This is a genomic window from Bradyrhizobium sp., from assembly GCF_035935975.1.
Classification (GTDB): Bacteria; Pseudomonadota; Alphaproteobacteria; order Rhizobiales; family Xanthobacteraceae; genus Bradyrhizobium.
In genome coordinates, this window is sequence record NZ_DASYWN010000052.1 from 294,836 (window position 1) to 317,632 (window position 22,797).

Consider the following 22,797-nt stretch of genomic DNA (forward strand, 5'->3'; position numbering starts at 1 on the left):
GCTACTTTTTCTCGTCCTTCGTGAGCAGCAATTGCCCGCGCTTGCGGATGGTCGCCTGCGCCATCTCGGCGAAGCGCTGCAGCAGCCACGGCAGCGTCACCTCGACCTTGACGTGGTCGTCGGCGACATCGACCTGGCCGCTCGCGATTTGCCCGAGCGCGCGGATGCGGAAGTTCATGGTGTCGCCGCTCCAGCGCTCCTCCTCGACCTGAATCACGGGAATGCTCGCTGCGGCGCGGCCGAGGCCGGTCTTGAGCCGGCGCACCGCTTCCTCGCGGCCGAGACGATGCGGAATGGAAACGACAAGCGGTGCTGACATGGCCCTGCCTCGTGGTGACTGATCCTCACATAATCATGCCGGCTGAAGCTGCAAAGGTTCCATGCAAGTTGGGACCTGTCGCCCCGTTTCAAATCCGGAACTTTAAAACATGCGGCAAGTTGCCCTCGCACCACGGGACAGGTGCAAACGACCCTTTCAACAAAGGGCTGGAGGAGACTTAGCATGTCTATCGGTACGATCATTCTGATCATTCTGGTCATCGCGCTGCTGGGCGGCTTCAGCGGCATCGGCGGCGGGCCGTTCTACGGCACCGGCTATTACGGCGGCGGCGGCCTCGGGCTCGTCATCGTCATTCTGCTGATCCTGCTGTTGCTGGGGCGAATCTAGCGATCAAGCAAATATCTCGTAAGGTGGGTTAGCCGAAGGTGTAACCCACCTCTTTTGTCTCCGCAGAAACAGAAGTGGTGGGTTACGCCGAGCAGACGCGCTTTACGCATCTGCAGGGCTAACCCACCCTACTTCTTTACTGCAAGCTTCTTCGCTGCCGCCTTGATCGACGCCGCCGCATCGTCGTAGCCATCCCAGGCCTTCGATCGCGCCAGCAAGCCCGGCACCGTCCGCACCGTATATCGCTTCGGATCGAGATCGCCCTTCACCTGCGCCCAGGCGACCGGCATCGACACCGTCGCGCCATCGCGCGCACGGGGCGACAACGGCGCGACCGCCGTGGACAGGCGATCGTTGCGCAAATAGTCGAGAAAGATTTTCCCGTTGCGCAGCTTCTTCGACATGTTGAGCAGATAGCGCTCGGGATCGTCATCGGCCATCCACTGGCAGACACCTTGCGCGAACGCCTTGGCCTCCTTCCAGCTCACCTTGTCGCGGGCGCCGTGGAGCAGCGGTACCACGACGTGCAGGCCCTTGCCGCCGGTGGTCTTGCAGAAACTCTCCATGCCGACATCGGTGAGCCGCTGCCGCATCTCCTTGGCCGCTTCGACGACATCGGCGAAATTCACGTCCGGTGCGGGGTCGAGATCGAACACCAGGCGGCCCGGCGTATCGTAAGCATCCGGCGCGCAATTCCAGGGATGCAGCTCGACGCCGCCGATCTGCGCGACCGCGGCAAGGCCCTCGACGCGATCGATCTGCAAATACGGCTTGCGATCGCCTGACACCTTGGCCAGTTCGAGCAGGTTCGAGGTGCCCTGCATGGCATGCCGCTGGAAGAACTTTTCGCCGCCGATGCCGTCGGGCGCACGCAGGATCGAGCACGGGCGCCCCTTGATGTGCGCGATCATCCAGTTGCCGATCGCCTCAAAATAACGTGCGAGATCGAGCTTCGTGACGCCCTCGCCGTCGCCGCCATCCGGCCACAGCTCCTTGTCCGGCTTGGAGATGACGACGCCCATTACCTCGGCCGTGCCTGCGTCCTTCTTGCCTGTTTTCGGCACGGCACGCTTCCTCGCTGAGGGCTTTGCGAGCTCGGTATCGGCGGGCGTTTCGGCCTCGACCTCCTCGGCCGGCTTATCCTGCCGCAGGCCCTTGAAGGCGGCCTGGCGGATATTGCCGTCGGCGGTGAAACCTGCGAACTCGATCTCGGCAACCAGCTCCGGCCTGAGCCAGTGCACGTCGCGCGTCTTCTTCGGAGCGTTCTTGCCGCCGAACGGGCTTTCGCCCGCCGCCGCCTCCTTCAGGAGCGGCATGATGCGCTTGACCTTGTCGGCGCCAAAGCCGGTGCCGACGATGCCGACATAGGCGAGATGATCGCCGCGATAGACGCCGGCCATCAGCGAGCGGAATTTCCCTGCCGTCGTCTTCCAGCCGCCAATCACGACTTCATGGCCGGCGCGGCACTTTGCCTTGGTCCAGCTCTCGGTACGGCCCGATCGATAGGGCGCGTCGAGCTTCTTCGAGACGATACCCTCAAGCTCGAGCTTGCAGGCCGATTGCAGCACCGCATCGCCACCGCTTACGAAGTGCTCGACATAGCGGATCTGGCTCGCTTTCGTCTTGCGCGCTTCCAGCAGCGCCTTGAGGCGCTCCTTGCGCTCGCCGAGCGGCAGGCGGCGGTAATCGAGGCCCTCGGCGAACAAGAGGTCGAAGGCAAAGAAGATCAGGTCTTCGGTTTTTCCGTCGGACAGCGCGGCCTGGAGCGAGGAAAAATTCGGCGCGCCGTTGTGGTCGAGCGCGACGATCTCGCCGTCGATCAGCGCATCTGGCAACGAACCAGCTTCCTTCGCGATCGCCGCGAACTTGTCGGTCCAGTCGAGGCCCTTGCGCGTCTTCAGCATTGCCTCGCCGTCCGCGACGCGGAGCTGGACGCGGTAGCCGTCGAACTTGATCTCGTGACACCAGCCGTCGGCCGCGGGCGGCCGCTCGACCGGCGTGCAGAGCTGCGGCGCGACGAAGTCCGGCATCTCCGAGACCTTGCTGGCATTCGTCGCCGTCGTGGCCTTCTTTTTCGAGGTCTTGGTTTTTGTAGTCGTGCCGCTCCTCAAGGCCGCGCGCGGCGCCGGCTTGACGGTCCGCCCCTTCGTCTCCTCAGCGCGGTTCGACTGCCAGACCGCATCGGCCTTGTTCTTGCTCTTCGCCAACATGAACGGCTTTGGCGCGCGGCCCTTGCCGCCGGCGATCTGCTCCATCGCGCGGCCGGAGGCGACCGACTTGTCCTGCGCGAGGATATCCTCGTCCTCGCTGGCATATTCGTCGCGGTGCTTGATCAAGAGCCAGTTGGTGCGCTTGCCGCCGCTGCGGTCGTGCCGCATACGGACCAGCACCCAGCTTCCATGCAGCTTCTCGCCGTGAAGGGTGAACTTGAGGTCCCCCTTCTTGAAGCCAGCTTCGGGATCGTCGGATTCCCAGGTGCCGCGGTCCCACAGCATCACCGTGCCGCCGCCATACTGCCCCTCGGGAATCGTCCCTTCGAAATCGCCATAGTCGAGCGGATGGTCCTCGACCTCAACAGCCAGCCGCTTGTCGTGCGGATCGAGCGACGGCCCCTTCGTCACCGCCCAGGACTTGAACACGCCGTCGAATTCGAGCCGGAAGTCGTAATGCAGCCGGGTCGCATCGTGCTTCTGGATCACGAAACGCCGATGTTTGGACGGCGCGACAGCGGTCTCGCCTGACGGCTCCGGCGTCTTCTCGAAATCGCGTTTCTGTCGGTAGGTGGAGAGTTTTCGCAGCACGACCGGTCCCGCATTCTCTAATCGCGATGAAGCCTATCACGGCAAAAGTCCCGCCCGGAACCAAAACCCGATCGGGAGGTTGGGGTTCCAAAACACCTTGAAATCACTGGAGAATGGAATGGCCCCGCGCGCCTATTGGAAGGGAACGTTGAAGCTCTCGCTGGTCAGCTGCCCGGTCGCACTCTATCCGGCGACCACGGCGGCCGAGAAGACGCGGTTTCACATGATCAACCGCGAAACCGGCAACCGGCTCAAGCAGCAGATGGTCGATTCCGAGACCGGCGACGTCGTCGAGAGCGACCAGAAGGGTCGCGGCTACGAGCTGCGCAAGGGCAAATATGTCGAGATCGAGCCGGGGGAGCTCGAGGCTGTGCAGATCGAGAGCAACCACACCATCGACATCGAAAGCTTCGTGCCGAGCGAGGAGATCGACCAACGCTATCTCAACCATCCCTATTACATCGCGCCCGAGGGAAAGGCCGCGACCGACGCCTTTGCGGTGATCCGCGACGCCATGAAGGACCAGGACCGCGTCGCGCTCGCAAAGATCGTGCTCACCAACCGCGAGCACATCATTGCGATCGAGCCGCTCGGCAAGGGCCTGCTCGGCACCACGCTGCGCTACCCTTACGAGCTGCGTGACGAAGACCAGTTCTTCGACGACATCAAGAGCCCGAAGATCACCAAGGACATGATCGAGCTCGCCGGCCACATCCTGCACACCAAGGCCGCGCATTTCGACCCGAAGAAATTCAAGGACGACTACGAGACCGCGCTGAAGGCGCTGGTCAAGCGCAAGGCGAGCGGCAAGAAGATCGAATTGCCCGAGCCCGAGGAGCGGCCGAGCAACGTCGTCAGCCTGATGGACGCGTTGAAGCAGAGCCTGAAGGGACGCGGCGGGAAGAAGACGGCGGCGAAGTCGCACGCGCGGCGTGCGACAGGGCGGCAGCGGGCCGCGAAGAAGGCGCACCGCTCGACGGCGCGGCATCGGAAGGCGGGCTGATTTGCTCCGCTATTGATGTGAGCATCGTAGGATGGGTAGAGCGAAGCGAAACCCATCGCACGTCAGCGGGCGCAAAGGGATGATGGGTTTCGCTTCGCTCTACCCATCCTACGTATCCGCGGGGATCAATCCCCCGCCTTCAGCCGGTACCCGATCCCCGTCTCCGTCAGCACATATTGCGGCCGTTCCGGATCGGCCTCGATCTTCTGGCGGAGCTGGCGGACATAGACGCGGAGATATTGCGCATCGGTCAGCTCGTCCCAGAGCTCCTTGAGCAGGAAGCGGTGGGTGAGCACCTTGCCGGCGTGCTGCACCAGCACGCGGAGCAGGTCGTATTCTTTCGGCGACAGTTTGACGTCCCGCTCGCCGACCTTGACGATGCGACGGACGAGATCGACCGAGAGATCGCCAGTGCGGAACACCGGACGTTCGCCCTGCACCTGAAGCTGGTGGCGCAACGCGGCGCGCAGGCGCGCCAGCAGCTCGTCCATGCCGAACGGCTTTGTCAGGTAATCGTCGGCGCCGAGATCGAGCGCCTGCACCTTGCCGGCCTCGTCGCCGCGGCTCGACAGCACCACGATCGGCACCGCCTCGTTGCGGGCGCGGATGGTGCGCAGCAGCTCATGGCCCTGGATATCGGGCAGGCCGAGATCGAGGATGATCAAGGCGGGTCCCTCGGCGAGCTTCTCCAGCGCGATCTTGCCGTTCGACGCCTCCAGGATTTCATAACCCTGTGTCGTCAGCCCCATCCGCAGCAATTTGCGGATCGGCGGCTCGTCGTCGATGACAAGAACCTTGATCGGGGCAGCACTCATGCGGCGGTATCCAATGCGTGGGTCTGTGCCGGAACCGGCAGACGGATGGTGAGGACGGCGCCGCTCCGGTCGCTGCGGTTGGCGGCTGAGATCGTGCCGCGCATGGCCTCGACGAAGCCACGCGAGATGGCAAGCCCAAGCCCGGTGCCGGGACGGACATGGTCGCCCTTCTGGACGCGATAGAACTTGTCGAACACACTCTCGAGCTCGCCGGGCGGAATGCCGGCGCCTTCGTCGGCGATATCAAGCACCACCTGATCCCGCTCGCGCCGGCTCCTGATCGCGATCGTGGTGTCGGGCGGCGAATATTTGGCGGCGTTGTCGAGCAAATTGAACAGCACCTGCTCGAACAGCACGGCATCGAGCTCGAGCATCGGAAGGTCGGCGGCCAGCACCAGCTCCACCTTGTGGGCGGTCAGGATCTTGCTCGCGCGCCGCAGCGCGCTGCCGACGATCTCGCCGAGGTCGTGCAGCGCCGTATTCGGCACGATGGCGCCGGATTCGAGCTTGGTCATGTCGAGCAGATTGGCGATGAAGCGGTTGAGCCGCTCGGACTCGTCGATCACGGTCGCGAGCAGATCGCGCTTCTCGCTGTCCGACAGCGCGCCGGCGAGATCGCGCATGGTCGAGGCGGCACCGAGCACCGAGGCAAGCGGCGTCTTCAGGTCATGCGAGATCGAGGTCAGCAGCGCCGAGCGCAAGCGCTCGGACTCGACGGTGCGCTTGACCCGGTCCATGTCCTCGACCAGCAGCACGCGTTCGATCGCGAGCGCCCCCTGATCGACCAGCGCATCGAGCAGCCGGCGCTGGTCCGGCGTCAGCAGCGGACCGGTGCGATCATTGTCGATGCCGATGACGCCGATCGGGCCGCGCCCCGTGCGCATCGGCAGGAACAGCCGCTTGGCGCCCGGCAGCGTGTCCGAGCCGCGGCCGGCGGAACGGTCATTGCTCCAGGCCCAGTTGGCGGCGGCTAGATCAGCCTGGTCGAGCTGGTCTTCCGGCGGATAGCCGGATTTCACCGTGAGCAGGCCGTCTTCCGGCAGCAGCAGCACGACGCGCACCTTCAGCATCAGCGCGATCTGATAGGCGCTCGCCCACAACACGTCGTCGAGCGTCGCGGTGCCCGCGAGCTTCCGGCTGAACGCATAGAGCTGTTCGGTCGTCCTGATGCGGCCGATTGCGGTGTCGGCCTGGGTGCGCACCCGCCCGGCAACGTTCGACACCACGAAGGCGATCAGCATGAAGAAGAAGAACGCCGCGACGTTGGTGGGATCGGTGATGGTGAATGTGTAGACCGGCGGCAGGAAGAAGAAGTTGTAGGCCAGTGACGCCGCGACACTCGCGAGCAGCGACGGCCACAGCCCGTAGCGCACCGCAACCGTCACCACGGCCGTCAGGAACATCAGGTCGACGTTCTCGATGCCGAAATACGGCTTGATGGCCACGGCGGCCGCAAGGCCGAGCGCCGTGATCCCGAGCGCCTTCAGATAGGGCCGGGCATCGAACGGATCGGACCGCGCCGCCGTCTGCACCGCCGTCTTGGGCACGGCCTCTTCAGGCAGCTCGTCGCCGGGAATGACGTGAACGCTGATATTGCCGGCGCGGCGAACGAGATCATGCACGACCGAGCCGCGCGTCATCTCGAACCAGCGTGAGCGCGTCGACTTGCCGATCACGATCTGGGTGACGTTGTTGCCTTGCGCGAAGTTGATGACGTCGTCGGCGATGCGGCGCCCGACGGCCGGAATGGTCAGTGCCTCGCCGCCCAGCGATTCCGCGAGCCGCAGCGTATCGGCGAGGCGGTCGCGCTCCTCGTCGGACAATTGCAGGGATCGCCGCGTCTCGATCGAGATCGCGGTGAAGGGGGCATGCAGCCGGTCGGCCAGGCGCTTGGTGTAGCGGACGAGGCCGGCGGCGCGCGGATCCTCGCTGACGCAGACCAGGATGCGCTCGCCCGCGGCCCAGGGGCCGGCGATCGCGTTGGCCTGCATGTGGGTGAGAAGCTGCTCGTCGACCCGTTCCGCCGTGCGGCGCAGCGCCAGCTCGCGCAGCGCGGTCAGGTTGCCGGGCGAGAAATAGTGCTCCAGCGCCCGCTCGGCCTGCTTGGAGACGTAGACCTTGCCCTCCTTCAGCCGCTGGATCAGATCGTCGGGCGTAAGGTCGATCAGCTCGATCGCGTCGGCACGATCGAAGATCGAATCCGGCACGGTCTCGCGCACCCGCACATGGGTGATCTGCGCGACGACGTCGTTCAGGCTCTCGATGTGCTGGATGTTGACGGCGGTGTAGACATCGATGCCGTGGGAGAGCAGCTCCTCGACGTCGAGGTAGCGCTTGGGATGACGGCTGCCCACGGCATTGGTGTGGGCGAGCTCGTCGACCAGCGCGATTGTCGGCCGCCGCGCGATCACGGCGTCGAGGTCCATTTCCTCGACGGTTTGCCCGCGATAATCGAGCCGCTTGCGCGGGACCACTTCCAGCCCCCGCACCAGCGCCTCGGTCTCGGCGCGGCCATGGGTCTCGACGAAGCCGACCACGACATCGATGCCGGCCTTGCGCCTGGCATGGGCGCTTTGCAGCATCTCGTAGGTCTTGCCGACGCCCGGGGCGGCGCCGACGAAGATCTTCAGCTTGCCGCTCGCGCTCTCCTCCCGGCGCGCGGCGTCCAGCAGCGCCTCGGGAGACGGACGTTGTTCGGGATCGCGGCGCTCTCGGACCATGTGGCCAATATAATCATCGGAGCGCCACGAGCCTAGACCGCTACTTCGCGGCGGCGCGATCGAGCGCGAGGTTCAATGCCAATACGTTAACGCGGGGTTCGCCGAGCAGGCCGAGCAGGCGGCCTTCGGTATTGGAAGCCACGAGCTGCTTCACCGCGTCTTCCGGCAGATTCCGGGCCTTGGCGACGCGCGGAATCTGGAATTGCGCGGCTTCCGGCGAGATGTCCGGGTCGAGGCCGCTGGCCGAGGTGGTGACCAGGTCCACCGGCACGGCAGCACCGGGATTTTCCGCCTTCAGCTTGTCCACATCCTCCTTCAACCGGTCGGCCAGCGCCTTGCTGGTCGGGCCGAGATTGGAGCCGCCGGAATTGGCGGCATTGTAGGGTGCCGAAACGGTCTTGGTCGAATCATTCGGGTCCGGCGCAAGCGTGGCGGACAGGCGGCCGTGGAAATATTTGTCCTCCTTGAACTCCTGCCCGATCAGGGCGGAGCCGACAACCTTGCCGTCCCGTTCGATCAGGCTGCCTTGCGCCTTGGCGGGAAAGATCGCGCCGGCAATGCCGGTCATCGCGAGCGGATAGGCCAGGCCCGTGATGGCGGTCAGCACCAGCAGCAGGACGATGGCGGGGCGGATTTCTCTGAGCATTTTCGGTCTCCAATTTCTTTCGTCATTGCGAGGAGCGAAGCGACGAAGCAATCCAGGCTGTCAGCCGTTGAGACATTTCTGGATTGCTTCGCTTCGCTCGCAATGACGGGGTTAAGCCAGGTGCAGGGCAACGACCGCGAGATCGATCGCCTTGATGCCGATGAAGGGAATGACGATGCCGCCGAGGCCGTAGATCAGGAGGTTCCGGCGGAGCAGCGCACCGGCACCGACCGCACGGTAGGCGACGCCCTTCAGCGCCAGCGGAATCAGCCCGATGATGATCAGCGCGTTGAAGATGATCGCCGACAGGATGGCGCTCTGCGGGCTCGACAGGTTCATGATGTTGAGCACGTTGAGCTGCGGGTAGAACGCCAGGAACATCGCCGGGATGATCGCGAAATACTTGGCGACGTCGTTGGCGATCGAGAAGGTCGTCAGCGCACCGCGCGTCATCAGAAGCTGCTTGCCGATCTCGACCACCTCGATCAGCTTGGTCGGGTTGGAGTCGAGGTCGACCATGTTGCCGGCCTCGCGGGCGGCCTGGGTGCCGGTGTTCATGGCGACACCGACATCGGCCTGCGCGAGCGCCGGGGCGTCGTTGGTGCCGTCGCCGCACATGGCCACCAGCTTGCCCTTGGCCTGCTCGTCGCGGATCAGCTTGAGCTTGTCCTCGGGCGTTGCCTGGGCGAGGAAATCATCGACGCCCGCCTCTGCCGCGATCGCGGCCGCCGTCATCGGGTTGTCGCCGGTGATCATGACGGTGCGGATGCCCATGCGGCGCAGCTCGGCAAAGCGTTCGCGGATACCGCCCTTGACGATGTCCTTGAGCTGGATGACGCCGAGCAGCTTGCCGTCCTTGGCGACCGCCAGCGGCGTGCCGCCAGCTTTCGAGATCTCGTCGGCAATGGCCTGGATCTCGCGGCCGGTCTCCGATAGCCCGGCGGGCTGGATGGCGCGGGCCGTATTGCCGGAAGCAACGGCCAGCGGTGCGCCGCCGCCGACATAGTTGAGCATCGCGTCCACCGCGCCCTTGCGCACCGACGAGCCGCCGGCATCGACGCCGCTCATGCGGGTCTGCGCCGTGAACGGAATGAAGGTGGCGCCGAGCTCGGCCATGTCGCGGCCGCGGATGCCGTATTTCTCCTTCGCCAGCACGACGATGGAGCGGCCCTCCGGGGTCTCGTCGGCGAGCGAGGCGAGCTGGGCCGCGTCCGCCAACTCCTGCTCGGTCACGCCGCGCACGGGGCGGAAGGCGGTCGCCTGCCGGTTGCCCAGCGTGATGGTGCCGGTCTTGTCCAGCAACAACGTGTCGACGTCGCCCGCAGCCTCGACCGCGCGGCCGGACATCGCCAGCACGTTGAAGCGCACCAGGCGGTCCATACCGGCGATGCCGATCGCCGACAGCAGCGCACCGATCGTGGTCGGGATCAGCGTCACGAACAAGGCGACCAGCACGATCACCGAGATCGAACCGCCGGCATAGGCCGCATAGCTCGGAATGGTGACGGTGGCGAACACGAAGATGATGGTGAGACCGGCAAGCAGGATGTTGAGCGCAATCTCGTTCGGGGTCTTCGCCCGCTCGGCACCCTCGACCAGCTTGATCATGCGGTCGATGAAGGTCGAGCCCTGCGCCGCGGTGATGCGGACGCGGATCCAGTCGGACAGCACCTGCGTGCCGCCGGTCACCGCGGAACGGTCGCCGCCGGACTCGCGGATCACGGGCGCGGATTCACCGGTGATGGCGGCTTCGTTGACGGAGGCGACGCCCTCGATGACCTCGCCGTCGGAGGGAATGGTATCCCCCGCCTCGACCAGCACGATGTCGCCGACCTTCAGGCTCGTGCCCGGCACCAGCTTGAAATCCGGGCCTGCGCCGGCGAGGAGCTTGGCCTGGCTCTCGGTGCGGGTCTTGCGCAGCGATTCCGCCTGCGCCTTGCCGCGGCCTTCGGCGACCGCTTCGGCGAAGTTGGCGAACAATACGGTGAACCAGAGCCAGAGGATGATCTGGAAGGTGAAGCCGAGATTTGCGCCGCCGGTGACGAGGTCGCGCAGGAAGATCACGGTGGTGAGCGCGGCCACGATCTCGACCACGAACATCACGGGGTTCTTCACCATCAGCCGCGGATCGAGCTTGGTGAAGGACGCCCGGATCGCGGGGAGCACGATCTTGGGATCGAGCATCGCCGACATCGGGGCACGTTTTTGCAGTTTCATCGTATCCATGGAGGTCACTCCAAACCAATCAGAAGTCGATCAGAACACTTGTTGATCAGAACACTTGGCCGGCGTTCATCGCGAGATGCTCGACGATGGGACCGAGCGCGAGCGCCGGGAAGAAGGTCAGGCCGCCGATGATCAGGATCACGCCGACGACGAGACCGACGAACAGCCCGCCCGTGGTCGGGAACGTGCCCGCCGACGGCGGGATCGATTTCTTGGCGGCCAGCGAGCCCGCAATCGCCATCGCCGGGACGATCATGAAGAAGCGGCCGACGAACATCGCGCTGGCGAGCGTGAGGTTGTAGAACAGGGTGTTGCCGGTGAGGCCGGCGAAGGCCGACCCGTTGTTGCCGGTCGCCGAGGTGAAGGCGTAGAGCACCTCGGTGAAGCCGTGCGGGCCGGCATTCGCCATCGAGGCAACCGCCGCCGGATAGACCACGCCGACCGCAGTCCAGCCGAGATACATCAGCGGCAGCACCAGGATCGCGAGCATCGCCATCTTGACCTCGCGCGCCTCGATCTTCTTGCCGACATATTCCGGCGTGCGGCCGACCATCAGGCCCGCCACGAAGATCGCGAGCACGACGAACAGCAGCATGCCGTAGAGGCCGGCACCGACGCCGCCGACGATGATCTCGCCGAGTTGCATGTTGATCAGCGGGATCATGCCGCCAAGCGCGGTGAAGCTGTCATGCATGGCGTTGACCGCGCCGCAGGAGGCCGCCGTCGTGATCACGGCGAACAGCGAGGACGCAACGATGCCGAAGCGAACCTCCTTGCCTTCCATGTTGCCGCCGGTCAGGCCGAGTGCGTGCATGGTCGAAGTGCCGTTGGCCTCCGCCCAATAGGTGATGGCAACGCCCGAAACGAACAGCACGCCCATCACGGCGAGGATTGCCCAGCCCTGACGCTGGTTGCCGACCATGCGGCCGAACACGTTGGTCAGCGACGCGCCCAGCGCGAAGATCGACAGCATCTGCACGAAGTTCGACAACGCAGTCGGATTCTCGAAGGGGTGCGCCGCGTTGGCGTTGAAGAAGCCGCCGCCGTTGGTGCCGAGCATCTTGATCGCGACCTGGGACGCGACCGGGCCGACCGCGATGGTCTGCTTGGCGCCCTCGAGCGTGGTCGCCTCGACATAGTCGCCGAGCGTCTGCGGCATACCCTGCGAGACCAGGAACAACGCATAAACGACGCAGATCGGCAGCAGGACGTAGAGCGTGCAGCGGGTGACGTCGACCCAGAAATTACCGATCGTGCGCACCGAGGCGCGCGAGAAGCCGCGGATCAGTGCGACCGCGAGCGCGATACCGGTTGCCGCCGACAAGAAGTTCTGGTGCGTCAGGCCAAGCATCTGCACGAGATAGGAGATCGTGCTCTCACCGCCGTAATTCTGCCAGTTGGTGTTGGTGATAAAGGAGATCGCGGTGTTGAAGGAAAGATCCTCGGCAACCGCGCCCTGCCCGGCCGGATTGAACGGCAGCACGGCCTGGAGCCGCATCACGCCGTAGATGATGAGGAAGCCGCCGACGTGGAACAGCAGCATCGAGACCGTGTAGGTCAGCCAATGCTGCTCGCGTCTCTCGTTAACGCCGGAGATCCAGTAGATGCCGGCCTCGATCGGCCGCAGCACCGGCGAAAGAAACGTCCGTTCGCCATTGAACACGCGCGTCATGTACCAGCCGAGCGGCTTGGTCAGCGCGACGATGATGGCGCAGTAAAGAATGATCTGGAGCCAACCGATCATGGTCATGATATTAACCCTTCAGACTTTGTGTCCGGCGCAGGAGCGGAAGAAGCAGAGCAAGCAGGCCGGCGACGAGCACAGCGTCGGCCAGCAGCAATTCGAGAATCAGCAGCACGGCTCAGAACCGCTCGGGTCGCAGCAGCGCGTAGGTGAGATAGATCAGGAGGCCGAACGAGACGGCGCTGGCGAGCGCATAATCGAAGATCATGGTTCGCTCCCTCACAGCCGTTCGCAGGCATAGGTGTAGCCGACCGCGAGGGCGAAGAAGGCGAAGCCCAGCGCCAGCATCAGAATGTCCATCATGGAGTTCTCCTCGTTGCGCGACGATATCCGGCCTGTCTCCAGATCCCGGCCGGCTCCGCGCCAATGCAATGCATATCTCCGGCAATCGGCCGGAACTTTCACCGCACTGAGGTGCCATCCCGCGCATAGGTTTTCGAGATGAGCCCTATGGCGACCTTATAGGAATCCCATAAAGACCGGCCCGTGGTTGAGGGCGGCCGAATGGCACCGGCAAGGCACTCCAGCTGCTGGTCCGAGAGGGGCAATCGGCGATGCCGATCCGGCATCGCCTTCGTGACCGATAGTTACGGCGGACCGGCGCCGGGTCTTCCAAAAATGCCTGCTTCGATCAGCGACGGCATTTGGCGAAACGACCGTCGAAAATGCGCGTTCCCCGCATCTCCTATCGGATAGCGTCCGTGCCTTTATGAAATCCCTATATCTCTCGCCCCCTCCTCATCTCGTTTTCAAATGACGTTCCAGCCATCTTGGAGAGGCCGGCCGACTGACCGACACCCATTCCAGGAGGCCCGACATGACCGCCGCTCTCCGCCATTACGACCCGCCTTCGCTCGCCAGGCGCTTGAGCGATGCGCAGACAATGACGCGTCCGTTGATGCTCGACATCATCGAGAACGCCTGCCGCCGCTTCACCTCGCCCGCACAGACCGAGCGTCGCGCACGCATCATGCGTCTTGTCGACGCGCAGGCCTGGACCGATGCGGCATTGGCGCTGATGGAGCTGGAGCTGCCGCTCTGGCAGGTTCGCCGCATCGCCTATGATGAAGGTGAATGGCACTGCGCGCTGTCGCGCGAACGTGAATTGCCGGACTGGCTGGATGCCGCGGTCGAGGCGCACCATGGCGATCTCGCGCTCGCGCTGCTGTCGGCCTTCATCGAGGTGCAGGCGCTCGCCGTCGAGGCATCGCGGCCAAGCGTTCCCACGGTGCGACCCGCCATAGACTCGCTCTACGAGCCGGTCGGTTGCGAGAACTTCAGCTGAGTCATCCGGACGGATTCGCACCTTGGCGCAACCTTCGGACAAGTCGCGCGCGCTAGGCTCGGGCCGGGTCATTGCGCGCTTTGCCGTGCGCGTCGTCCTCCTCGCCGCTTTTGCCGCATTCGGCAGCATCGGCTTCGGACGGAGCCTCGCCGCCCTGCTCTGGATGTCGATCGTCCTCTGCGCCACCGTCGCGCTTCTGCGCCGCGAGCAGCTGTTCGGCGCCGTCCTCAATCATTGGGACGAATGCGCTGCATTCGGCGCGCTGTTCGCGCTGGTTCACCTCGCGAGCGAGCCGGGCTGAACACGCGCTCTTATAAGCTTCCTATGCGATCGCCGCAGCGCCTCACTCGAAATCATATTCGCTTGAACAGATATTGATCGGACGGTTGCGGGTTCGCGTCCGCCACCTCTGTCAATTGGAAGGACTAAGTCAATGAAGCTCGTCGAACCGCCCTCGTGCAGCTCTCCCTCGACCATCGTCTTCGTCGGCCGCAACCACAGGGGACAATGGGTCGCGCAGGAGCAGAACGGCCTGTATGGCGGCCTGTTCGTCAGCCGCGCCCAGGCCGTCAAATATGCGCTGTTCGAGAACGGACAGCATCCGGAAACCATCGTCGAGCTGCCGCGCGAGATCGAGCTCGACATGGGCAAGAGCCCCAACACCATCGTCTCGCAGCGCGCCGCCTGAGCCGGCGCCATCCCGCGGGAAATCATGTTCATTCCACCCTCTGCCTGGTTCACCGGCTTCATTCCGGACCTGCCGACGCCGTTCGACGCCGCGGACGCTGTCGACATCGCGGCGTTCGCCGCGCTCTGCGAGCGCCAGATCGCGGCTGGCGTCCCCGCGATCGTGGTCTGCGAGACGGCCGGCGAAGCACCGACGCTCTCGCCGGCCGAGCAGGAGCTCGTCATTCGCACCGCGGTTGATGTCGCCCACGGCCGCACGCGGATCATCGCCGGCGCGCTATCGAACGCCACCAGCCAGGTCATCGAGCTTGCGCGGCGCGCGGAAGCGGCCGGCGCCGATGCCGTCATGGCGGCGGTGCCCGCCTACAACAAGCCGATGCAGGAGGGCATGCTCGCGCACTTCAGGGCCATCGCCGGCGCGACCGGCCTGCCGGTGATCGTGCACGACATTCCCTCCCGCACCCTGCGTCCCCTTGCCGACGAGACGCTTTTGCGCCTCGTCGAATCCCGCCAGTTCGTCGGCCTGCGCGATGCGAGCTGCGACGTTACCCGCCCGATGCGACTCGCCCGGCTGCTGCCGGCCGGCTTCCGCCTGCTCTCCGGCGATGACGTCACCGCCTTCGGCTATATCGCGAGCGGCGGCGATGGCGCGATCTCGGAAGTCTCCAATATCGCCCCTGATCTCTGCCGCACGATCTTCTCGCAGGTCAGGCAGGGGCGCCTGCAGTCCGCCCGCTATCTGCACAAGCGCCTCGTCCCGCTCATCGCCTGCCTCGCCAAGGACAGCCCGGCCGCGCTCAAGAGCGCCCTCAACGTATTGGGCCTGATGTCGCCGGCCACGCGGCTGCCGATCGTGCCGCTGGATGCCGCCGCGCAGAGGGAGGTGGTCCGCGCCTTTGCCGCGATCGCCGACGAGGATCTGATCGACAGCGTCGGCGCCTGATGCCTCGCGCCGCGTTGCGGAATTCACATGCAGCCATCCGTCGAAGACCATCACAGGCTGCTCTGCGCCTGGCAGCTTGCGGTGCTGCGCTTTGCCGTGATGCGGAGCGATTCCGACAGGCTCAATGTTGCTGCGCTCGCAGCCGAGCTCGATCGTCTCGGCGGCCGGCGCGGCGGCGAGGACTCGCTGCGCTTCTTCCGGCGCACCAGCTCCCATCTCTGCGCGGCGATCGAGGGCCAGCGGCAGGACGCGGAGGCGACTTTGGACTGCTTCTGCAAGCAGATCGACGAGCCGCGATTGCGCCTTGCCTTCGCCGCCGCCGTCGGGCTGGCGCCTTCGAAGCCGGCGCCGTCCAAGCCGCGACCGAAGCGCCACCACAACCTCTTCAGAGGACTGCCGTCGCGGCCACCGGCGCCTTTATGACTTTCCTATACAGGCGCCCCGGCGCTCATCTCGCAATCCTACGCAGCGATGGCCATCATGGAAGGCATGATCGGAGCGGCCGTCTTGCCGCCCCAGATAAGGACTTCCAACATGTCGATCCTCACACATCACCTTGACCGGCCCTTCGCCTCCGAGCGTCCGGCGCGCATCTCCGAGGCGCGCAAGGCGAAGCTCAAGGACCTCGCCCTCGGCGCGCTGACCTTGCTCTCGATGGGCAGCGTGCTTACGGCACTCATCGCGCTGAAGACCGCGATCCATGTCTGGCACATGCACGCCTGAGCAGCAGGGAGGTCGTCGTGACCTTGCAAATGTGTGAAGAAGCGGCCATGGCCGCGATTGCCCTTCAGGCGTCCCGTCGGCAGACCGGCACCAGGCAAGCCTCGGCGCTCAAGCCGCTCGATCCGGATGTCGTCAGCGCCGCCATCCCCGCCTTCTTCATTGGACGCAACAGCGCCGGCCTCTGGGTGGCGCGCGAAGCGAATGGACGCGTCGGCGGCCTGTTCCTGTTCAAGAGCTCGGCGGTGGATTTCGCCAACCGTCAGAGCGCGCCGGCCCGCTGCGCCCTGGTGTTCCCCACCGAGACCTTCGAGCTCGATGTCGAGAACCGCGGCAATGTCCTGATCGTGCTGGCAGAAGGCGCGAGGCAGCTTGTCGCCCGCGTGCTGGCAAGGCTGAAGGCAGGAAGGCCGCAGGCATGATCGAGCTCAAAATCGCCATCCTCGTCGCGTTGCTGGGTGCATTGCTGTTCGGCTTGCGCACCGGCGCTGCGCCCGCCTCGGACAAATAGCGTGCAGCTCCTCAAGGGAAATCTCGAGCACGCGGTGACCACGACGATCCTGACCATGACGCTGAGCCTGATCTGGGGCGCGGTCCTGACGATCGTCATCACGCTCGTTGCGCGCGGGCTCGGCGTCTAGCCGTCAGCTCCTAGTTTCCGCCTCGATCGGCCAGCCATGGACGCCATGAGCGCGGCGATCGACCGTGAATTGACCATGGCTGCCTATGCGGCAAGCAGCCGGGCGCGAAGCGCGGTGACGATGCCCGCCTGAGGCCGCCTATCCCTGCGGAAAAGGCCTGCCCGATCTGGCGAAATCTCACGGAACCGTGTAGAGCGGTTGCATGAGCAGCAGCAACGTCAACGTCGTCGCCCACCCCCTGGTCCAGCACAAGCTCTCCCTGATGCGGGAGAAGGACCGCTCGACCAAGAGCTTTCGCGAGATCCTGAACGAGATCGGGATGCTGCTCGGCTACGAGGTGACACGCGACCTGCCGCTGGAGCTGGTTGAGATCGAGACGCCGATCGCGGCGATGCAGGCGCCGAAGATCGCCGGCAAGAAGCTCACGCTGGCGCCGATCCTGCGCGCCGGCGTCGGCTTCCTCGACGGCATGCTGGCGCTGATGCCGTCGGCGCGCATCGCCCATATCGGGCTCTACCGCGACCCCGAGACATTGCAGGCCGTGGAATATTACTTCAAGGCGCCGCAGGATCTGTCCGACCGCACCGTGATCCTGATGGACCCGATGCTGGCGACCGGCAATTCGGCCTGCGCCGGCGCCTCCCTGCTCAAGGACCGCGGCGCCCGCGACATCCGCTTCGTCTGCCTTCTGGCCGCGCCCGAAGGTATCGCGCAGTTCCAGAGCGAGCATCCTGACGTGCCGGTCTGGACCGCCGCGATCGATGAGCGGCTCAACGACCACGGCTACATCGTGCCGGGCCTGGGCGATGCCGGCGACCGGATGTTCGGCACCAAGTAGACAGGTCTGCGCGATCGGGCTACTCCGGTTGCCATGAGCGCCAACGACTTTTCGCTGCAATCGCTGATCCGCACCGAAGCTGCCGACCCGGCCTTCGTGTTCGACGGCACGCCGGTCTCGCGCGCGGAATTTTCAACGAAGGTCGATCAGGCCGCGGCCTGGCTTGCCGCGCAGGGCATCGGCAAGGGCGACATCGTCGCGGTCTGGCTGGTCAACCGGGTCGAATGGATCGCATTGCTGTTCGCCGCCGCCCGGCGTGGAGCCATCGTCGCTGCCGTCAATACGCGCTACCGCAGCGCGGAAGTCGCCCACCTGCTCAAGGTCTCCGGCGCGAAGCTGATGGTGGTCGAGGCCGCGTTCCGCTCGATCGACTTTGCCGCGATCCTCGCCGACATCTCCAAGGCCGAGGTGCCCGCGCTGCAAGAGCTCGCGGTCGTCGGCGCGGACGCGATCCCCGCCCAATGGCCGTGCGTACGCTTCGATGCCTTCGAGAGGGCCTATCCGCTGGCACCGCCCGCACAGGGCGACATCGACCTGCCGGTGCTGCTCTACACGACGTCGGGCACGACCAAGGGACCAAAGCTCGTCGCGCATTCGCAGCGGACACTGGCGAGCCACGCCGTCTCTGTCGCCAGCGCGCTCAAGCTCGATCCGCAGCGTCATTCGCTGCTGGCCATGCTGCCGTTCTGCGGCACCTTCGGCATGACGAGCCTGCTCGGCTTCATCGCGGCGGGCGCGACCATCCACGTGCTCGACGCATTCGAAGCGACACCGGCGCACAAGATCCTCAGCGAGCACCGCATCACGCACTCCTTCGGCTCGGATGAGATGTTTCGCCGCATCCTCGCGCTGACCGATGCGCCGCGGCCGTTTCCGCATCTCGAAATCTGCGGCTTCGCCGCGTTCCAGCCCGGCTGGCGCGAGCTTGCCGCGGAGGCCGAGGCGCGCGGCCTGCCGCTGTTCGGCCTCTACGGCTCAAGTGAGGTGCAGGCCCTGTTCTCGATCGCCCGCGCCGGTGACGCCTTCGCCGATCGCATCGAAGGCGGCGGCTGGCCGATGTCACCCGACGCCAAAGTGCGCGTCCGCGACACCGAGACCGGCGAGCTTGCGGCCGAAGGCGTCTCCGGCGAGATCGAGATCAGCGCGCCGTCGCGCTTCCTCGGCTATTTCAACAATCCCGAGGCGACCCGCGAGGCGATCCATGCCGACGGCTTCTTCCGGACCGGCGACATCGGGCGTCTGCGCGGCGGCGCCTTCGTCTACGAGACCCGGGCGGGCGATGCGATGCGGCTCGGCGGCTTCCTGGTCGCACCCGGCGAGATCGAGGACGAGCTCAAATCCTGCGCGGGCGTTGCCGACGCCCAGGTCGTCGCGGTCGATCTCAAGGGCCAGGCGCGCTGCGTCGCCTTCGTGATCCCGACCGAGGTGCCGCCGCAGCAGGAGACACTGGTCGCGCGTCTGCGCGAGCGGCTCGCCGGCTACAAGGTGCCGGCGCGGATCTATGTCATCGACGCCTTCCCCGTCACCGACAGCGCCAACGGCGTGAAGATCCAGCGCGCAAAACTTCGCGCCATGGTCATGGAACGCATCGCTGCTGAATAGCCCTCGGCTATTTCAGATAGCTCGCGAGATTGAGGCTCAGGATCTTCGCGAGCGCCGAATAAGACGCGGTGAGCTGCGCCTGGTAGGTCGAGAGCTGCGCCGTGATGGCGGCGACGTCGACGCCGGTCAGGTCGTTCGACAGGGTCTCGGCATAGCTCTTGTAATCGGTCTGGCGCGAGCTCGCCGTCTCGATCGAGGCCGCGTTGTTCGACAGCTTGGCCTGCACCGCCGCGGTGTCGTCGAGCGCCGTGCCGGCCAGATCGAGCGCGCTGGAGATGTCCGAGGACGACAGCGAGGTGCTGTTGGCCACGAATTTGAGAACGCGCATCACCTCCTCGAATGCCGAATTGTCGGCGGTGACGCCGTAAGAGACGGTCTCGTCCGAGGCGACCCGCACCGAGGCGATCTCGTCGTCGCCCTTGTAGTAGCTGGTATCCGTCGTGGTCAGGGAGCCGGTCCCGGACGAGAAGCTGGTGAGATCGACCGGCGCCGTGTCGGTCTTGCCGCCGGCGAATACGTACTGGCCGTCATATTGGGTGTTCATCAGCGACCCCATCTCCTCCAGCATCTGCTGGGCCGTGGTGATCACCGAATTCGACTCGGTCGAGCTGCCGGTCGAGGCGGCGCTGAGCTGGGAGCGGAGCTGGGTGAGGATGTCGGTCATCGAGCCGACCGCCGAATACATCACCTGCACCTTGCTGTCGGCGAGCGTGGCGGCATCGATATAGGATTGCGCGCGCGTCACCGAGACCTGGAGGTTGACGACATGCTGCGCGTCCGAGCCATAGCCGCCGAAATCGGTCGAGATGACACCAGTCGATTCCTGGATCTGCTTGTTGGCCATGACCGTCTCGACGCGCATCGCGTCGGAGATCATCTTGTTCGACTGCGCGAAGGTCGCAATCCGCATTGCAACCATGATCGCTCCCTCCTTACGTGGACTGCACAGCGGTGAGCAGCGCCGAGTACATCGAGTTGATGGCCTGGATCAGCGCCGAGGCCGCCGAATATTTGTTCTGGAGCGTGCTGAGCTTGGCGGACTCCTCATCGAGGTTGACGCCCGACTGCGAGGACAGCGAACTCGCATAGGTCGATTGCGTGGTCTCCTTGGCGGTGTAAGTCGTCGAGGCCTGCGATGCCTTGCTCGCGACGTCGGACACGATGGCCGAGGCATAGTCGGCAAGCGAGCCGGTGGTTGCGGCAAGCCCGCCGGTGGAGGCGAATGTGCGCGAGTCCGTCAGCGCGTCGTAGAAGGCGTTGACCACGGTCGCCGAGCCCGACGACAACACGGTGCTGCCGACCGTCAGGCTTGACGAGGAATCCAGGGTTGCGAGCTGGAGCTCGTTGGTGCCTGACAGGATCTTGCTGTTGACCGCGATATCCGCCGCGCTGGTTCCGGTCACGAGGTCGTTGAGGCCGAAATACTCCGAAAACCCCTCGCCGGAGCTTCCGACCGAGCTGGTCATCTCGTTGATGGCGACGCCGTTGCCCGAGCCGGTCGCAGTGATCGAGAGATGACCGTCGGAATCGACCGACGCGGACAAGCCGGAAATGCCGTTGATGGCGGTGACGAGATCGCCGACCGTGGCATAGGACGACAGGTCGAGATCGCCATAGGAGACCAGATTGCCGCTCTGGTCGGTGACGGCAAGGCGCACCGTTCCGGTCGCGGACAGTGCCGTGCTGCTGGTGACGCTGGTCGTGCCGGTGAGGCTCGTCGCCGCCGGCACCGCGGACGCGCTGTTCGAGACACTGTTCATCGCCGATGCCAACTGCTGGGCGAGCTGGTCGAGCTGCGACTGCGCCGCCGGCAGGGTCTTGTCGCGCAGCGTGATGAGCGAGCCGATGTCGCCGCCGGTGATCTGGGAGGTGATGTCGACGCCGTTCACCGTGATGGCGCTGAAGCCGCTCGACGACGAGCCCGCGGTGTAGGTCGTTGCCGCCGTCACATTGGCCGCGGCGGTATAGCTGATCGTGTGCGCGGAACTGTCGACCAGCGCCTGGCCGGACGTCGTGTAGATCTGCAGATCGCCGTTCGACGCCGTGAAGTAGCTGATGTTCATCTTCGAGGCAAGGTCCTGCAGCGCGGTGTTGCGCTGGTCCTCAAGATCCGCGGTCGACTGCCCCGCGGCCGCCGTCTGCTTGATCTGGGCGTTGAGGTCGGCGATCTGCTGCAAGTCCGTGTTGACGTCGTCGATCGAGGACGCGATGTCCTTGTCGGCGTCGGACCGCAGCTTCTGGATACCGCTCGACGTTTCCCGCAACTGGCTTGCGACATCGTCCAGCGCGCTGACGACGTTGGATTGCAGCGAGGCGCTGCTCGGCGTGCTCGCCAGCGACGACAGCGCCGATTCCAGCGAGGCGATGGTGTTGGCGAGCGAGGTGCCGGTCGACGAATCGTCGGTGCTGCTGGTCGAGCCGTAGAGCTTCTCCAGCGAGGTCAGATAGGTGTTGGTGGTATCGGCCGCGCCGAGATCGGAGGTCGCCGAGATCAGCGACTTCAGCAGCAGCTTGTCCACCGTCGAGGTGATCCCCGTCACCGTGACGCCGGTGCCGACGCCGTTGGTGACGCTGCTCGACTGGTTCGCCGTCTTGGTCGTGTAGCCCGTCGTGTCGGCGTTCGAGATGTTCGACGACGTCACGCTGATCTGCACCGACGTGGCCGACAGGCCGCTGAAGGCGATCGATCGTGCGATATCGAGTGACACGGCGGGCCCCTTCCAACCGTCAGGCGCTGCGGCTGGTGCCGCTGGAGACGGTGCGGGCGGCGACGCGGCCGGAGGCGCCATAGGGCGACACCGCCGCGATCTGCTCGCGGATCGCCTGCATGACAGCCTCGATCCGGCGGTTGCTGGCCTCGATCGCCGCGCGCAGGCGCACCAGATTCTCGTCCATCGCCATGCGCAGCTTCAGGATCTTGTCCATCAGCTGCTCGCGCAGGATCCTGTCGCGGACGTGCAGGCTGGTGGTGCCGGCCGCACATTCGGCGACGATCCGCTCGAACGTCTCCGCCAGCCGGTTCTTCTCGTCGACCTGCTTGAGGCGCGAGGCCGGCAGGCCCCGGGCGAGCTCGGCGTTCTCCTCCGCGACCAGCGCGGTGAGCGTGTCGATCAGCGCGATCAGCGAGTTGATCCGGGCGTCGCCATTTGCGGCGGTCGTCATCTTGGCTTGGGCTACACTCATGGTCGTCGCCTTCTTCTAGCTATGCCGTTTGCCGCGTTGGACTTGCGAGTTGCGCAAATACGCGCCGATCGCGGTCGCCCTGACGGTTGCCTGCCTCATCTCGCCCTCGATCGCCGCGCATTCCCGCAGGAGACCAGTTCGGGCCGTCTCGATATCGTCGAGCAGCGCGAGGAGCTGCTTGCGATCGCTGCCTTTGACGGATGCGGCCCGCGCCACCAGCCGTCGCAGCCGGCGCAGCAGCGCCTCTCCGGCCGCGCTCGCTTTCTCACCTGGCAT

Annotated in this window: 25 protein-coding genes; 12 read left to right on the forward strand and 13 right to left on the reverse strand. The window is 65.3% G+C overall.

The window, feature by feature from the left end:
* Window position 1: 1 nt before the first annotated feature.
* Window positions 2-319 carry a polyhydroxyalkanoic acid system family protein gene (locus VGR99_RS32060; RefSeq protein ID WP_326903939.1) on the reverse strand — a complete coding sequence of 106 codons (318 nt, stop codon included), beginning with the start codon at window positions 317-319 and terminating at the stop codon, window positions 2-4.
* A 183-nt stretch (window positions 320-502) separates the two neighbouring features.
* Here VGR99_RS32060 and VGR99_RS32065 point away from each other — a divergent pair, with 183 nt between their 5' ends.
* Window positions 503-667 (forward strand): DUF3309 family protein, encoded by a 165-nt coding sequence (locus tag VGR99_RS32065; protein WP_007595743.1) that lies wholly within the window; start codon window positions 503-505, stop codon window positions 665-667.
* 128 nt (window positions 668-795) lie between these two features.
* On the opposite strand, the gene ligD is transcribed toward VGR99_RS32065, so the two are convergent.
* Window positions 796-3,468: a DNA ligase D gene (gene ligD, locus VGR99_RS32070; RefSeq protein ID WP_326903940.1), complete on the reverse strand. Its 2,673-nt coding sequence runs from the start codon at window positions 3,466-3,468 to the stop codon at window positions 796-798.
* Window positions 3,469-3,586: 118 nt separating this feature from the next.
* Here ligD and VGR99_RS32075 point away from each other — a divergent pair, with 118 nt between their 5' ends.
* Window positions 3,587-4,471, forward strand: coding sequence for a Ku protein (locus tag VGR99_RS32075; RefSeq protein ID WP_326903941.1), 885 nt, complete (start codon window positions 3,587-3,589; stop codon window positions 4,469-4,471).
* 125 nt (window positions 4,472-4,596) lie between these two features.
* On the opposite strand, the gene VGR99_RS32080 is transcribed toward VGR99_RS32075, so the two are convergent.
* The 7 genes from VGR99_RS32080 to VGR99_RS32110 form a co-directional block, all read right to left on the reverse strand.
* Window positions 4,597-5,286: a response regulator transcription factor gene (locus VGR99_RS32080; RefSeq protein ID WP_326903942.1), complete on the reverse strand. Its 690-nt coding sequence runs from the start codon at window positions 5,284-5,286 to the stop codon at window positions 4,597-4,599.
* On the reverse strand, window positions 5,283-8,006 hold the full coding sequence (locus VGR99_RS32085; protein ID WP_326903943.1) for a sensor histidine kinase KdpD: 2,724 nt from the start codon (window positions 8,004-8,006) through the stop codon (window positions 5,283-5,285). The genes VGR99_RS32080 and VGR99_RS32085 overlap by 4 nt, the downstream gene beginning before the upstream one ends.
* 40 nt (window positions 8,007-8,046) lie before the next feature.
* A complete protein-coding gene (locus VGR99_RS32090) occupies window positions 8,047-8,652 on the reverse strand; it encodes a K(+)-transporting ATPase subunit C (protein WP_326903944.1) in 606 nt (201 codons plus the stop codon).
* A gap of 111 nt (window positions 8,653-8,763) precedes the next feature.
* The gene (gene kdpB / locus VGR99_RS32095) at window positions 8,764-10,878 is read right to left on the reverse strand and encodes a potassium-transporting ATPase subunit KdpB (protein ID WP_326903945.1); all 2,115 of its coding nucleotides are present in this window, start codon (window positions 10,876-10,878) and stop codon (window positions 8,764-8,766) included.
* Window positions 10,879-10,924: 46 nt separating this feature from the next.
* Window positions 10,925-12,628: a potassium-transporting ATPase subunit KdpA gene (gene kdpA, locus VGR99_RS32100; protein WP_326903946.1), complete on the reverse strand. Its 1,704-nt coding sequence runs from the start codon at window positions 12,626-12,628 to the stop codon at window positions 10,925-10,927.
* A 112-nt stretch (window positions 12,629-12,740) separates the two neighbouring features.
* Window positions 12,741-12,830, reverse strand: coding sequence for a K(+)-transporting ATPase subunit F (locus VGR99_RS32105; protein ID WP_326903947.1), 90 nt, complete (start codon window positions 12,828-12,830; stop codon window positions 12,741-12,743).
* Window positions 12,831-12,841: 11 nt separating this feature from the next.
* Window positions 12,842-12,994, reverse strand: a complete 153-nt coding sequence (locus VGR99_RS32110; protein WP_326903948.1) for a hypothetical protein — start codon at window positions 12,992-12,994, stop codon at window positions 12,842-12,844.
* A 445-nt stretch (window positions 12,995-13,439) separates the two neighbouring features.
* Here VGR99_RS32110 and VGR99_RS32115 point away from each other — a divergent pair, with 445 nt between their 5' ends.
* From VGR99_RS32115 to VGR99_RS32160, 10 genes are all read left to right on the forward strand, one after another.
* The gene (locus tag VGR99_RS32115; protein ID WP_326903949.1) at window positions 13,440-13,907 is read left to right on the forward strand and encodes a hypothetical protein; all 468 of its coding nucleotides are present in this window, start codon (window positions 13,440-13,442) and stop codon (window positions 13,905-13,907) included.
* Window positions 13,908-13,929: 22 nt separating this feature from the next.
* The gene (locus VGR99_RS32120; RefSeq protein WP_326903950.1) at window positions 13,930-14,208 is read left to right on the forward strand and encodes a hypothetical protein; all 279 of its coding nucleotides are present in this window, start codon (window positions 13,930-13,932) and stop codon (window positions 14,206-14,208) included.
* Between the two features lie 132 nt (window positions 14,209-14,340).
* On the forward strand, window positions 14,341-14,595 hold the full coding sequence (locus VGR99_RS32125) for a hypothetical protein (protein ID WP_326903951.1): 255 nt from the start codon (window positions 14,341-14,343) through the stop codon (window positions 14,593-14,595).
* A gap of 24 nt (window positions 14,596-14,619) precedes the next feature.
* Window positions 14,620-15,537, forward strand: a complete 918-nt coding sequence (gene dapA, locus VGR99_RS32130) for a 4-hydroxy-tetrahydrodipicolinate synthase (RefSeq protein WP_326903952.1) — start codon at window positions 14,620-14,622, stop codon at window positions 15,535-15,537.
* Window positions 15,538-15,564: 27 nt separating this feature from the next.
* Window positions 15,565-15,960: a hypothetical protein gene (locus VGR99_RS32135; RefSeq protein WP_326903953.1), complete on the forward strand. Its 396-nt coding sequence runs from the start codon at window positions 15,565-15,567 to the stop codon at window positions 15,958-15,960.
* Between the two features lie 111 nt (window positions 15,961-16,071).
* The gene (locus VGR99_RS32140; RefSeq protein ID WP_326903954.1) at window positions 16,072-16,260 is read left to right on the forward strand and encodes a hypothetical protein; all 189 of its coding nucleotides are present in this window, start codon (window positions 16,072-16,074) and stop codon (window positions 16,258-16,260) included.
* Window positions 16,261-16,277: 17 nt separating this feature from the next.
* Window positions 16,278-16,679 (forward strand): hypothetical protein, encoded by a 402-nt coding sequence (locus tag VGR99_RS32145; protein ID WP_326903955.1) that lies wholly within the window; start codon window positions 16,278-16,280, stop codon window positions 16,677-16,679.
* Between the two features lie 90 nt (window positions 16,680-16,769).
* Window positions 16,770-16,898: a hypothetical protein gene (locus tag VGR99_RS32150; protein ID WP_326903956.1), complete on the forward strand. Its 129-nt coding sequence runs from the start codon at window positions 16,770-16,772 to the stop codon at window positions 16,896-16,898.
* A 202-nt stretch (window positions 16,899-17,100) separates the two neighbouring features.
* Complete coding sequence (gene upp / locus VGR99_RS32155) at window positions 17,101-17,736, forward strand: uracil phosphoribosyltransferase (protein ID WP_326903957.1); 636 nt, start codon at window positions 17,101-17,103, stop codon at window positions 17,734-17,736.
* A 33-nt stretch (window positions 17,737-17,769) separates the two neighbouring features.
* The gene (locus VGR99_RS32160) at window positions 17,770-19,338 is read left to right on the forward strand and encodes an AMP-binding protein (protein WP_326903958.1); all 1,569 of its coding nucleotides are present in this window, start codon (window positions 17,770-17,772) and stop codon (window positions 19,336-19,338) included.
* A gap of 7 nt (window positions 19,339-19,345) precedes the next feature.
* Here VGR99_RS32160 and VGR99_RS32165 read toward each other — a convergent pair whose 3' ends face one another.
* Genes VGR99_RS32165 through VGR99_RS32180 form a run of 4 tightly spaced genes read right to left on the reverse strand, consistent with a single transcriptional unit; the run spans window position 19,346 to window position 22,797 of the window.
* Entirely contained in the window at window positions 19,346-20,257 is a 912-nt protein-coding gene (locus VGR99_RS32165) for a flagellin (protein ID WP_326903959.1), read from the reverse strand.
* A 13-nt stretch (window positions 20,258-20,270) separates the two neighbouring features.
* Window positions 20,271-22,046 (reverse strand): flagellar hook-associated protein FlgK, encoded by a 1,776-nt coding sequence (flgK, locus tag VGR99_RS32170; protein ID WP_326903960.1) that lies wholly within the window; start codon window positions 22,044-22,046, stop codon window positions 20,271-20,273.
* A gap of 19 nt (window positions 22,047-22,065) precedes the next feature.
* Window positions 22,066-22,521, reverse strand: a complete 456-nt coding sequence (locus tag VGR99_RS32175) for a flagellar protein FlgN (RefSeq protein WP_326903961.1) — start codon at window positions 22,519-22,521, stop codon at window positions 22,066-22,068.
* 15 nt (window positions 22,522-22,536) lie between these two features.
* Entirely contained in the window at window positions 22,537-22,797 is a 261-nt protein-coding gene (locus VGR99_RS32180) for a hypothetical protein (RefSeq protein WP_326903962.1), read from the reverse strand.